This window comes from Sphingorhabdus sp. (genome assembly GCF_044239045.1).
GTDB lineage: Bacteria > Pseudomonadota > Alphaproteobacteria > Sphingomonadales > Sphingomonadaceae > Sphingorhabdus_B.
In genome coordinates, this window is sequence record NZ_JBIICD010000005.1 from 89761 (window position 1) to 102853 (window position 13093).

Here is a 13093-nt window from a genome sequence, read left to right on the forward strand (position 1 = left end):
GCTCTGGCGGGCCATGACATCGCTATTGCCGCAACGGGGTGCGCCCCTTGCGGATAAAGAAGCTGAAACTTGTCGGCTTCAAAAGCTTTGTCGAGCCCGCTGAACTCCGGATCGAAAGCGGGCTGACCGGCATTGTCGGGCCAAATGGCTGCGGCAAATCCAACCTATTGGAAGCCATACGCTGGGTGATGGGGGAAAGCAGCGCCAAGTCTATGCGCGGCGCGGGCATGGAAGATGTGATTTTCGCCGGAACCGCGTCGCGCCCGCCCCGCGATTTCGCGGAAGTTACCATATTGGCCGAACGCAGCGATGATAATGCCGACGGCGACACAGACGAAGAATTGGAAGTCACCCGCCGGATCGAACGGGGGGCAGGCTCTGCCTATCGGTCCAATGGCCGCGATGTGCGGGCGAAGGATGTCGCGCTTATCTTCGCTGACGCGGCAACAGGCGCGCATTCCCCTGCTTTGGTCAGCCAAGGCCGCATTGGCGCTATCATCTCGGCCAAGCCACAGGAACGCCGCCAAATGCTGGAGGAAGCGGCTGGTATCTCGGGGCTGCACGTCCGGCGCAAGGATGCCGAACAAAAGCTGCGCGCGGCGGAAAGCAATCTGGCGCGGCTGGCAACCATTCTTGCCGACATGGACGCGCGCGCGCGCCAGTTACGCCGCCAAGCCAAGCAAGCCGAACGCTATCGCACCCTGACCAAAGACATATTGCAAGCAGAAGCGCGTTTGATTTTCGTCCGCTGGCGTGAGGCCAAGCTAGCAGCAGATGTCGCGCGGGCCGACGCCAATATAGCGGCTAAAGCGGTTGAGGACGCCGCCGTTGCCCAGCGCGTCCTCACCGAAAAGCAGCAAGAGGCTGTGCGACAGCTTGCTGACGCACGGGCACTGGCGATGGCGGCGCGCGATGCCGCCAGCGACCTGTCCAACAAGCTTGTCCAGCTGACGGGTGAGCATGAACGGATCATCCAACGCCAATCCGACCTCGCAGCGCAAGCCGCCCGTATGGCCGATGATGGCGCGCGCGAAGGTAAGCTGACGCATGATGCGGCAGATGCACTCGCCCGTTTGCAGACGGAAAGCGGCAAGCTGGCCGACCAGATTAAAGCGCAAGAGGAAGAGCGCCCTGCTTTGCTGCGCACGGCGGAAAATGCCGAACGGCAAGCGCGGGAAAGCGAAATTGCCTTGGCCAATGCGTCTGCAGAGCAAGCGCGCGCAGACGCCGAATTGCGCGTGGCCGACGCGGCGCTGGCGGCGGCCGCAACGCGGGTGCAACGCGCCGAGCAGGTCTGCGCGCGGATTAATGCCGAACGGGACGCTTTGGGGGATGAGGCGAAATATGCTGTATCCAAAAGCCAAGCCGATGCCGACGTCCAAAAGCTGCAGACACAATTGCAAGCCGACAGCCAAGCGCATGAAGCCGCCGAAGCGCAGCGCGCTGCGCTCATCTCCGCCCGCGATGTTGCCCAAGTCGCCATCGCCAGTGCCAAGGCCGAACTCGCCGCTTTACTGACCGAACAAAGCGCACTGCAACGTTCCTTGAGCAAGGGCGAAGGCGACAAAGCGATCGACCGTATATCGGTCAAGCCAGGCTATGAACGCGCACTGGCCGCTGCGTTGGGCGACGACGCAGATGCGCGCATAGGCGGCGAAACGGGACGTCGCTGGCTTGGCGGTACCGCTGCGCTGGGCCAGGTCGCCGACACGGCCCTGATCCATTTTGTCGATGCCCCGCCAGAGCTTGCCGCGCGATTGTCGATGGTGCGTGTGGTCGAAACGGATGATGGTCAAGCCCTCGCACCTGGCGAACGTCTGGTGACACTGGCAGGCAGGTTGCGCCGCTGGGACGGCTTTGCCACCGATGGTGATGGCGCCACGATTGCAGAACAACTCGTCCGCGCCAATCGTTTGGCCGAATTAGACATGCTCATTGCGCCGGCGCAAGCTGCGCTCGATGCACAAGCACAAAGCCTGTTGCAGATGAATGATAACATTGAAGCTGCACAGGATATGGTCCGCACCGCAGCAGCCGGGCGTGTAGCTAAAGAAAGCCAGTTGCGGCAAGCCCTGCGCGCGGTCGATCAAGCCGAAGACGCTTTGACGCGACTAAAATCTGCAAAGGCCGCACTTGGCGACCGCATGGCCGCAGCAGAGCAAGATTTAGCCGAGGCGCAAGCCGAGCGCAAAGCGACCGAGGCGATACGTCATGCCCTGCCCGACGGGTCACATCATGCAGACCTCGTCCAAAACCTCTCTGCCGCGCATGAGGCAACGCGCGACCTATTGGCGCGCAATCAGGCGGACCTGTCTGCGCTGGAACAACGCATAGCGCAAAGCCGCGAGCGCCGCGCCGTGGCGATGGCCGAAATTCGCAGTTGGCAGGACCGCGCAGGCGAAGCCGAACGCCGGATCGCTGAAATGAACAAACGCAGCGCCGACGTCGCTACTGAACAAGCAGAGATGTCGGGAAGGCCGGAAATGCTGGCCCGCGATATCGCTACTCTACAGGCTGATAAAGCGCAGTTGGCCGAGAAGCTTACTGGCCTACAAACCGCAGAAACGGCGCATGAAATGACGTTGCGCGCCCTTGAAAGCGAATTGTCGGCCGCAGCCGAGCAGCTCTCGGTTGCCCGCGAAGCCCGCGCCGGTGCCGAAGCGCGCGCCGAAAATCAGGAACTGCGCCGCGTCGAAATGGGCCGGATTTCAGGGGAACGGTTCGAATGTCCGCCACCCGTCCTGCCCGAAAAACTGAACTTTGATGAAGATGCGATGGATGAAGCAGGCATGGAATCAAGCCGGCTCGATCGCCTGCAAAACGAACGTGAGCGTATCGGCCCTGTGAACTTGATCGCTGCCGACGAGCTGGCCGAACTGGAAATGCAGCAAGGCACAGGCCTTGCCGAAAGCGAAGAGCTGACGCTTGCTATCAACCGCTTGCGTGGCTCCATCGGCAGTCTGAACCGCGAAGGCCGCGCACGATTGCTAACGGCTTTTGAGGCGGTAGACGGCCACTTCCGCCGCCTGTTCTCGACCTTGTTCAATGGCGGGCAAGCGCATCTGGCGTTGATCGACAGCGACGATCCGTTGGAAGCTGGCCTCGAAATATTCGCGCAGCCACCGGGGAAGAAACTGCAGTCGCTCACCTTGCTGTCGGGCGGCGAGCAGGCGCTGACGGCTGTTGCGCTTATCTTCGGATTGTTCCTCACCAACCCCGCCCCGATTTGCGTGCTCGACGAAGTCGATGCGCCTTTGGATGATGCCAATATCGAACGCTTCTGCGACTTGCTCGACGCGATGACGCAGGAGACCGAAACGCGCTACCTCATCGTCACCCACAATGCCGTGACGATGAGCCGGATGCACCGATTGTTCGGCGTGACAATGGTTGAACAGGGCATCAGCCGACTGGTATCGGTTGACCTTGGGGGCGCAGAGCAATTACTGGCCGCAGAATGACTTTGCACGGCCCCATCACCAATAGCTTTATCTCGCAACGCCTTCGGCTGAACTATGTCGACTGGGGTAACCCCGACGCGCCACCCTTGCTCTTGGTCCATGGCGGCCGCGATCATGCGCGCAGCTGGGATTGGGTAGCCGAAGAATTGCGCCACGATTGGCATATCATCGCGCCCGATTTGCGGGGTCATGGCGACAGCGCCTGGTCGCCGGATGGCAGCTATGAAATGTCGACTTTTGTTTACGACCTTGCGCAGTTGATCCATCAACTCAACCTTGCTCCCGTCAGCATCATTGCCCATTCGATGGGCGGTAATATCGCGACCCGCTATGCCGGCCTGTTCCCCGAAAATGTCCGTAAGATGGTGAATATCGAAGGACTGGGCCTGTCCCCAAAAATGCAGGCCGAACGCGACGCCATCGGTATACAAACCCGTTTCCGCCAGTGGATTGAGGACAAGCGCAACGCTGCTGGTCGCACGCCAAAGCGGTATCCCAATATCGAAGCCGCCTATGAACGGATGAAAACCGAAAATAGCTATTTGACGGACGAACAAGCGCGGCATTTGACCGTGCATGGTATCAGCCGAAACGAAGACGGCAGCTGGAGCTGGAAGTTCGATAACTACCTCAACATTTGGGCGATCTTCGATATGCCGCGTGAGGATTTGTTAGCGATTTGGCAATCCATCACCTGCCCGATGTTGTTGATGTATGGCGCCAATAGCTGGGCCTCCAATCCTAAAAAGGATGGCCGCATCGCGCATTTCCCAACGGCTCAGGTCATTGAATATGAAAATGCCGGCCATTGGTTGCACCATGACCAATTCGACCGCTTCATGGCCGATATAAGGGCGTTTCTCTAACCAATCATCGCGCGTAAGGCGGCAATGCTGTCCGCCTCATCCGCTGGCTTGTCACGGCGCAGGCGGGAGATGCGCGGAAAACGCATCGCTATGCCCGATTTATGCCGCTTGGATTCGTGCACCGCGTCAAACGCAACCTCAAGCACCAAAGATTTTTCGACCTCACGCACGGGGCCAAAGCGCGCCACCGTGTTGTTGCGTACAAAACGGTCCAGCCATTTCAATTCTGCATCGCTGAACCCTGAATAGGCCTTGCCGACGGGCAACAAAACGCCATCGGGCGTCCAGCAACCAAAAGTATAATCCGAATAAAAAGACGAGCGTTTCCCGCTACCACGCTGCGCATACATCATGACGCAATCGGCAACGAGCGGTTCGCGTTTCCATTTGTACCAAAGGCCGACCTTGCGGCCCGCCAGATAGGGTGCATCTCGTCGCTTCAACATGACGCCCTCAATCGCCGCAGCACGCGCCGCAGCGCGGATTTCTGCCAGATGGTCAAAATCCCGCGCGTCGATGATCGTGGACAGGTCGAAGCGAGCCGTATCGAGCCTGGCGGCGTACAACTCCAGCCTTTGCCGCCGTGCGGTCCAGGGCTGGCTGCGCATATCTTCTGCCCCGTCGAATAAAATGTCATACAAGCGCACAAACACGGGATATTCCGCCTGCATCGCTGCCGTTACATTCTTACGGCCCAAGCGTTGTTGCAGCGCGTTGAAGCTCGCCGCCTCCCCGCCTTGCACATCGCCGCGTACCAATAATTCGCCATCGACCACGCCAATGCCGTTGAAGGCTGCGGCGATTTCCGGAAACGCTGCCGTTACCTCATCACCACCCCGGCTGAACAACCGCGTTTCCCCGCCGGTTGAGGCAATCTGAATGCGGATGCCGTCCCATTTCCATTCGGCGGCGAAATCTTCCAGATCCACACTTCCATCTTCCAAAGGGTGGGCCAGCATGAAGGGCCGGAAAAACGCGCTGTCGGCAGGGTCGGGACGTTCGGACTTGCCCTCGCCCCAGGCAAATAATTCGGCATAAGGCGGGCGAAGCGCGTGCCAGACCTCCTCGACATCATCCACCGAAACGCCAAAAGCTTGCCCAAAGGCGGTTTTGGCCAGCCGCGCCGATATGCCCACGCGCATGCCGCCTGTTGCGAGCTTCAGCAGCGCATAACGGCCATTGGCATCCAACCTGTCCATCAGTTCCGCCAGCAGGTTCGGCGCACGCGCACGGCTTGTGTTGTTGAGCAGGTCAATGACTTCAGCCACCGTCGGCGCCACCCCTCCCGCGGCAATATCAGGCCACATCAGGGCAACGGTCTCTGCCGTATCGCCAACATAATCGCGGCTCATGCGGAACAGCATCGGGTCAAAGCGTTCCTCAGCCATAGCGCGGATAGCCGCCGATTTAACTGTGGCAATGCTGAGTGTGCCCGCCAGCGCCGCCAACGCCCATCCGCGATCGGGGTCAGGCGTATCGCGCAGATATTCTGCGATTAGCCGGACCTTATGGTCGCGTGATCGAGTGTAGATCAGCCCGTCGATGAGCGCGACGAAAGCCTGCATCAGCTCTCATCCTCCTCTTCGCGGCCAACCAAATCAAGCGCGCGCGCTTTTAATTGGTGCAGCTCGCACCAGCGGCCAAGCGCATCAGTGCGGCCATGGGTGATCCATGTTTCGCTTGGCCGAAGTTCCAATAACGTGTCAGTCAGCTCGTTCCAATCGGCATGATCGGAAATCACCAAAGGCAGTTCAACATTACGCTGTCGCGCACGTTGCCGCACCCGCATCCATCCTGATGCCATTGCAGTTATCGGGTCTGGCAAACGCTGCGCCCAGCGGTCATTCATCGCCGATGGCGGGGCAATGACAATCGCGCCTTTCATCTCGGCCTTGGCAAGCCCCGTCGCCAATATGAGTTCACCCAAAGGGACATCATGCGCCAAATAGAGATCACACATTTTCTGCATCGCGCCGTGGATGTAAATCGGCGCGTCATAGCCGGCGCGCCGCAGTTCCGCGATGACACGCTGTGCCTTGCCCAGCGCATAGGCCCCTATCAAGATGCACCCATCGACATTGGCTTCGCGTGCGGCGAGTAATTTGGCAATCTCATCCTCAATCGGTGGATGGGTGAATACGGGCAAGCCAAAGGTCGCTTCGGTAATCAATACATCGCAAGGCACGGGTTCAAACGGCGCACAGGTCGGGTCGAACTGCCGTTTATAATCTCCCGTCACAATCACGCGCTCGCCCGCATGCTCCAGCAAAATTTGCGCGGATCCCAAAACATGTCCGGCAGGATGAAAGCTGATTTTCACGCCATTTGCCTCAAAGCCATCGCCATAGGGCATGGGCGTGCCGTTTTCGGTGCCATAACGCAGCGCCATAATCGCCAACGTCTCTGGCGTTGCCCAGACGGCTTTATGGCCACTGCGCGCATGGTCGGCATGGCCATGCGTCACCAACGCGCGTTCGGCGGGACGCGACGGATCAATCCACATATCCGCTGGCTTGACATAAATGCCATGCGCATGTGGTTCTATCCAATGTTGGGCGGCAGTTTGGGAGATTATAACGGTCCTTTTCTGAGAACCGATATGGGGTGCAGCAAGGACGATGTAAACCAATCGCAGGGCTGCTGATTTATAATGTTGATGCGCGGGCGGCGTGCATAATTTTCTATTGTACCGTCCGAACACGCTATATGCGCGCGAAACATTTTTTCAGCATTTTGACCTGCCATAGCTGCAGTATATTGACGTGATGGTATTTCTGCTGGTTAGTTCGGTGCTGATGGCGCTGGCGGTCATCCGTCTGGTTTTCGGCAACCGCGCGATGTTTGTATTTTCAAGGGAGGAGCGCGCATTACGCGCGGCAGTGGCATGAGCGAATATATATTGGTCATTGACGAAGGCACGACATCAACGCGCGCCGTTCTATTTGCGGCAGACGGCACCGCGGTGGACAGTTGCCAGCGCCCGCTTACCCAGCATTATCCGCAACCCGGCCTTGTCGAACATGATGCCGAAGAAATCTGGAACCTCACGCTCGCTTGTGCGCAGGCGATGGTAACCAAGGCAGGCGGCGCTGACCGGATCGCGAGCATTGGCATCACTAATCAGCGCGAGACCGTGGTATTCTGGGACAAAAGAACGGGCAAACCGCTTGCCCCTGCTATTGTATGGCAAGACCGCCGGACGGCAGACATTTGCGCGGCGATGAAGGCCAAAGGCGAAGAGCCCGTACTGCAGGCGAAAACCGGGTTGTTGCTTGATCCGTATTTCTCGGGATCGAAAATCGGTTGGGCGTTGGAGAATTGGCCGCAGTTGAAGGACGCGGGCACACATCTGGCGGTGGGCACGGTCGAAAGCTACCTTGTCTATCGGCTGACGGGCGGAAGCCATATCAGCGACGCCAGCAATGCTGCGCGCACCGCGCTCATGGCGATTGGCAGCGGCGGATGGGATGACGGGTTGATGGACCTGTTTGGCGTCCCACGCGACATATTACCAGAAATTACCGATTGCGCAGGCGATCTTGGCACGACCTTGCCCGAACATTTCGGCGGTGCGATCCGCATTTCAGGCATGGCGGGCGACCAACAAGCCGCAACCATCGGGCAAGGTTGCTTTGCCGTTGGGCAGACCAAGGCGACTTTTGGCACCGGCGCGTTTGTGCTCACGCAAACCGGCACGACATTGCGCCAGTCGCGTCACCGCTTGCTTTCGACGATATTGTACCAGTTGAATGGTGAGCGCCATTATGCACTTGAAGGTTCGGTATTTGTCGCCGGTAGCCTCGTCCAATGGCTGCGTGATGATTTGGGTCTGATATCCCATGCCGCCGAGACTGAGCCGCTCGCGCGCAGCGTACCAGACAATGGCGGCGTCTATCTGGTGCCTGCGCTTTCGGGCCTTGGCGCGCCGCATTGGCGACCCGATGCCCGTGCCACCATTAGCGGGTTGAGCTTCGCCGCGACAAAGGCGCATGTCGCCCGCGCCGCGCTGGAGGCGATGGCGCATCAAACCTATGACCTCAAAACTGCCTTTGCCGCCGATGGCGCAGATTGGGCCGAATTGCGTATCGATGGCGGCATGGTCGCGAATGACTGGATGGCGCAGGATCTTGCGGACATGTTGGCAATTGATGTCGAACGTCCGGCCTTTGTCGAAACAACCGCGCTTGGCGCAGCGATGCTTGCGGCGGTGGGTTGCGGGCTATTCCCCAGCTTGGAGGATGCGGCCACTATGCGGGGCGGGGTCACGCGTTTTGCGCCGATGCTCGACGACAACGCCCGCACGGCGCGCTTGGCTGGCTGGTCAGATGCGCTCGCCCGCGTTCTGCAGTAAGGCCGTAACGCGAAGGGCTTGCTCTAACGCCGATGTCTGACTTGTTTTGGCGGGCATTAATCCGTAACGCTGCCACTTAATGACGGACGCCCTTGCACTGGCTTATGCCCAACGATTGATCGCTTGCGAAAGCGTTACCCCCGCCAGCGGTGCGGTATTTGACGCGCTTGAAGATATGCTCGTGCCGCTTGGCTTTACCGTCGAACGCTTCATTTCGGGCGAAGACGACGACAACCTCGCCCATGGCGCGCCTGTCGAAAATCTGTTCGCAATCCGGCAAGGCACAAGCGGTGGGCACTTCGCCTTTGCCGGTCATGTCGATGTTGTGCCGCCCGGAAATGGCTGGGCTAGCGACCCGTTTGTGCCAGAGATTAAGGGCGATTTGCTGCATGGACGCGGCGCGGTTGATATGAAGGGCAGCATCGCCGCCTTTGTCGCAGCGCTGCATGAAATCCCCAAGGATGCGGGCACAATCAGCCTCATCATCACTGGCGACGAAGAAGGGCCAGCCATCCACGGCACACGGGCGTTGATCACGCATATCAAGGCACGCGGTAGCATCCCTGATTATTGCCTCGTCGGTGAACCCACCAGCGTGAACCGCTTGGGCGACATGATGAAAATCGGGCGTCGCGGATCGGTTAACATGTGGATTTCGGTCGCGGGAACCCAAGGCCATGTCGCTTACCCGCATCTGGCGGACAATCCGATTCCAAAGCTCATCGCGATTCTGGCCGAGATCGAATCGATCACGCTCGATGCAGGCAACGATTGGTTCCAAGCGAGTAATATCGAGGTTACCGACCTGCATGTCGGCAATACGGCAACCAATGTCATTCCCGCCAAAGCCGAAGCGCGATTGTCGATCCGGTTCAATGATTTGCAAAATGGCGATGCGCTTGTTTTAAGGCTCCGTGAGCTTATAGAGCGCCATGGGGGTACTCTGACCGCCATGATCTCCGGAGAGGCTTTCCTGACGCCTCCTGGCGCGTTCTCAGCGGCTATATCAGAGGCGGTAGAGCAAGTCGTTGGCATCGCACCCGAAGCATCGACAACAGGTGGCACTTCTGATGCGCGATTCCTGACCAAAATATGCCCTGTGGTCGAATTTGGCCTGTGCAATGCAACAATGCATAAACTGGATGAGGCTGTCGCAATTGCTGACCTGTCGGCGCTCACGGAGATTTACCGGCGGGTTGCGCTTAAAATGCTGGCGGCTTAGGTCTAGCTTTTCAACATAATGTAAAGCGCGCCTGCACCGCCGTGGCGTGGATGGGCGTTACGCACGGCCGAGATATGCCGCGCATGCCGCGATGCCGCCAACCAATCGCGGACAACGGCGGCAATAGCGCCCCTACCCTCACCACTGGCCCGATCATGCGCGCGGGGCTTGCCGGTCACGAGCAATAACACTTTCATCCGCTGCGCAATCGCCTGCTCCAGCGCGCCGTCGAGCCGGTTATATGCCAGTGACAAGGATGCGTCGTGTAAATCGATGCTGACATCCGGAATGATGCTGCCCCGCATGATCCTTTTGTCCCAATGCCCATCCAGATTGTGCGGTAACGGCGCAACCTTGCTTTGCACGGACGTATTTTTTGGTTTTACATCGGCGGGCACAGGTTTCGGCTTGGCGCTGAGAAACTTCGCTAGCACTGCCTTATCCGCCTCTGGAGTCGTAACTGGCACTGGCTTTGACTTGCTGCCATGCATTGGTTTTACGGTCGCAATGACCCTGCCCCAAAGCGACTTTTCCGTGCTGTCGAGAGGCCGCGCCATGGCCGTATTACAAACCTAACCGCGCAACCGCAGCCTTGGGCAAGAAAATGAGCGCCGCGCCACGCGCCGCCATGCCGCCCGCAATTGCACGTGCGCGTTCGCCAGCGCCCCAGAAGGTATCGATGCGGTTTGGCCCCTTGATGGCGCCGCCCGTATCCTGCGCAATCCAAATGCCATTGGGTTCTACGCGGTCCATCGACAGCCATACAGGCGCGCCCAGCGGTATGAATTTCACGTCCACGGCAATGCTTGCCTCTCCGACAACAGGGTAACCCATCGCGCCCAAGGGACCAGCGCCGGTCAGTTCGCGGAAGAAAATATAGCTTTTATTTTCCTGCATGATCTTGCGGCCTTCTTCTGGGTTGGCACGCAAAAAGGCAACGATACCCTGCATCGACGCATCGGTAATCAGCCCGCGATCCCGCATCAACCGGCCGATGCCGGTATATCCACGGCCATTCTGGCTGTCATAACCAATGCGCATCACAGTGCCGTCGGGCAGTTTCAACCGACCCGACCCCTGAATCTGCAGGAAGAAAAATTCCACAGCATCGGCGGCATAAGCGATTTCAAGGCCGCGCCTCGATAATGACCCGTTTTCAATCGCGGCCCGGTCATCATATTGCACAAACTTTGCGCCACTGACCTTGCCCCTTATGGTTCGACCCTTCAATTCATCGGAAAACTGGCCAAGATCGACATCAATCAGGTCTGGCGGGCGTTTATATACAGGCACATCGCATCCCGCTTGCGGCGTGCGGCAACCGTCGATTTCGGGTTCAAAATAGCCCGTGGCAAAAGCCTTGCCTGTGCCTACCTGCACCGCATCCATATGTGTGGCGAAAAACGTGCGGGCATCACCGCTCCATGTTTTGACGGCGTCGCAGGCTGCGACCCAGTCGCTGCCTTGGGTGAGGCCGCTATTGTCGGTGCGGCGGACAAGGCCGGGGCAACTTGTCCGGAAACTCTCCATCGCACGTGCTGTCTTGCCCGCATCAACTTGCAAAGTAGCTATTTGCGGGCCGCGTGTTACGCCGAGCCCCGCCGCTGTTGTAACATCGCGCGTCGGCACAGGCGCCGCCGCATTGTCCGCGACGGACGATGCAGGGACCGTTGCCCCCGACAAACTTGCGGGGCCAGCTGGTGGTGCTACTCCGCTTGCACAAGCGGACAAAGTGAGGGCGGATATACCGAGAGCGAAAAGGGCGCGTTTCATCGCCCAGGTGAATCAGACCGAGTCGGTTTCGTCAAGCTTCCAGTTACGGCTGTCCGATTTCACATCGCGCATGAAGGTCCAGATATCATGCGTTTCAACCGCATCAGTCATCGACCCGCCAATGATATTTCCATCGGCATCCTTGACCATTGCGGCGATGTCGGCGTCAAAACGCACCGAGATGCGGGCCATGGGGTGATCGTAGCTTGCGTCGACAATACGAATTTCATCAATGCGAACCAAACGGTTCTCGAGGGTCTCACCACGCTCTGCCCGGCCATCAATGGCCTCGGCGAAGCTTGCGAAGACGTCATCATCGCACAGGAAACGAAGCGCTTCCTTATCGCCCTTCCAATACGCCTCAAGAACCATTTTATAAGCGGTTTTTGAACCTTCTACAAATGAAGCTGGGTCAAAATTGCGGTCGGCGTTAGAAATCGCCTTAATGCCACTTTGCGCGGCCGTTTCGACGTTTGAAAGCTCAGCTCCAGGCGCCGCAGAGGCCGCGTCACCGCTGGCAGATGGCTGCCGCAACAATGGCGATGTATTCGCTTCAACAGGGCGGCGCGCAACGGGCTCTTGTTCATGGCCGGTACGTTTGCCGAGCACTGCGTAAAGGCGAAGGCCCAAGAAAGCGGCGACTAGCGCAAGCAATACAATAGTAAACGTCACAACGCCTCCATCCGGCAAAAGCTCAATGTGGTTTCTAAGCGAAATCTTATCGCGAAGCTCCCTCATAAAAGCATATAGGAATGAATGATACGGGTTTCAAAGGGCTTTGCCCAAAGAAAATTGCGCTTTGCCGCAAACGCAAGTATCATTGCCCTTTGATGCCACGCCTGCTAGGCGCGACGGCCATCAACGGTCGTTTATTACGGCTGCGACAACCAACAAGAAAGCACGACACATCATGGCCGACGAAACAGGCACCATCGTTTCCGACAAAGTAAAAGCTAATGGCGAAGACACTGCGCCCGCGGTCGGCATGCTGAACCAGTATATCAAGGATTTGTCGGTTGAAAATCCCAACGCCCCGCACAGCTTCAACTGGGATGGCGCGCCGCAAATTGATGTGCAGGTAAATATCCAAGCCAACGCCATTACCGATGAAGTGCATGAAGTCGCCTTACGGCTTGCCGTTAAGGCAGAGACAGACAATGGCGTGCAGTTCTCCGTTGAGCTGGATTATGGTACCTTGTTTGGCCTGCGTAATGTCAGCGAAGAGCAAGCCCATCCGTTCTTATTCGGTGAAGCCCCACGCTTGATGTTCCCGTTCGCGCGCCGAGTCGTTGCAGATGCAGTGCGCGATGCCGGCTATCCGCCGCTGGTGCTTGAACCCATTGATTTCAACGCGCTCTACATCCAGCAGCTTGCCCAAGCACAGCAAATGGCAGAGACGCAGCCTGCCGGCGAAGCCTGA

General features: G+C 58.4%; 10 protein-coding genes. 5 read left to right on the forward strand and 5 right to left on the reverse strand.

Annotated features, from left to right (window positions below):
- Positions 1–47 precede the first annotated feature (47 nt).
- Complete coding sequence (locus tag ACILP4_RS03345; RefSeq protein WP_395619330.1) at positions 48–3461, forward strand: AAA family ATPase; 3414 nt, start codon at positions 48–50, stop codon at positions 3459–3461.
- Positions 3458–4327, forward strand: a complete 870-nt coding sequence (locus tag ACILP4_RS03350) for an alpha/beta fold hydrolase (protein ID WP_395619331.1) — start codon at positions 3458–3460, stop codon at positions 4325–4327. Before ACILP4_RS03345 ends, ACILP4_RS03350 begins: the two co-directional genes overlap by 4 nt.
- On the opposite strand, the gene ACILP4_RS03355 is transcribed toward ACILP4_RS03350, so the two are convergent.
- Both ACILP4_RS03355 and ACILP4_RS03360 read right to left on the reverse strand, forming a co-directional pair.
- Positions 4324–5892: a cisplatin damage response ATP-dependent DNA ligase gene (locus ACILP4_RS03355; protein WP_395619332.1), complete on the reverse strand. Its 1569-nt coding sequence runs from the start codon at positions 5890–5892 to the stop codon at positions 4324–4326. The genes ACILP4_RS03350 and ACILP4_RS03355 overlap by 4 nt on opposite strands.
- Positions 5892–6902, reverse strand: a complete 1011-nt coding sequence (locus ACILP4_RS03360) for a ligase-associated DNA damage response exonuclease (protein WP_395619362.1) — start codon at positions 6900–6902, stop codon at positions 5892–5894. The genes ACILP4_RS03355 and ACILP4_RS03360 overlap by 1 nt, the downstream gene beginning before the upstream one ends.
- A 309-nt stretch (positions 6903–7211) precedes the next feature.
- On the opposite strand from ACILP4_RS03360, the gene ACILP4_RS03365 reads away from it, so the two are divergent.
- Together ACILP4_RS03365 and dapE are read left to right on the forward strand one after the other, a co-directional pair.
- Entirely contained in the window at positions 7212–8678 is a 1467-nt protein-coding gene (locus tag ACILP4_RS03365) for a glycerol kinase (protein ID WP_395619333.1), read from the forward strand.
- 79 nt (positions 8679–8757) lie between these two features.
- Positions 8758–9900 carry a succinyl-diaminopimelate desuccinylase gene (gene dapE, locus ACILP4_RS03370; protein WP_395619334.1) on the forward strand — a complete coding sequence of 381 codons (1143 nt, stop codon included), beginning with the start codon at positions 8758–8760 and terminating at the stop codon, positions 9898–9900.
- Positions 9901–9902: 2 nt separating this feature from the next.
- Here the strand turns inward: dapE and ACILP4_RS03375 are convergent, their stop codons facing one another.
- Genes ACILP4_RS03375 through ACILP4_RS03385 form a run of 3 tightly spaced genes read right to left on the reverse strand, consistent with a single transcriptional unit; the run spans position 9903 to position 12345 of the window.
- Positions 9903–10457 (reverse strand): Smr/MutS family protein, encoded by a 555-nt coding sequence (locus ACILP4_RS03375; protein WP_395619335.1) that lies wholly within the window; start codon positions 10455–10457, stop codon positions 9903–9905.
- Positions 10458–10464: 7 nt separating this feature from the next.
- Positions 10465–11673 carry a murein transglycosylase A gene (locus ACILP4_RS03380; protein WP_395619336.1) on the reverse strand — a complete coding sequence of 403 codons (1209 nt, stop codon included), beginning with the start codon at positions 11671–11673 and terminating at the stop codon, positions 10465–10467.
- Between the two features lie 12 nt (positions 11674–11685).
- Positions 11686–12345, reverse strand: coding sequence for a Tim44/TimA family putative adaptor protein (locus tag ACILP4_RS03385; protein ID WP_395619337.1), 660 nt, complete (start codon positions 12343–12345; stop codon positions 11686–11688).
- Positions 12346–12583: 238 nt separating this feature from the next.
- Between ACILP4_RS03385 and secB the strand changes: the two genes are divergently transcribed.
- Positions 12584–13093 carry a protein-export chaperone SecB gene (secB, locus tag ACILP4_RS03390; protein ID WP_395619338.1) on the forward strand — a complete coding sequence of 170 codons (510 nt, stop codon included), beginning with the start codon at positions 12584–12586 and terminating at the stop codon, positions 13091–13093.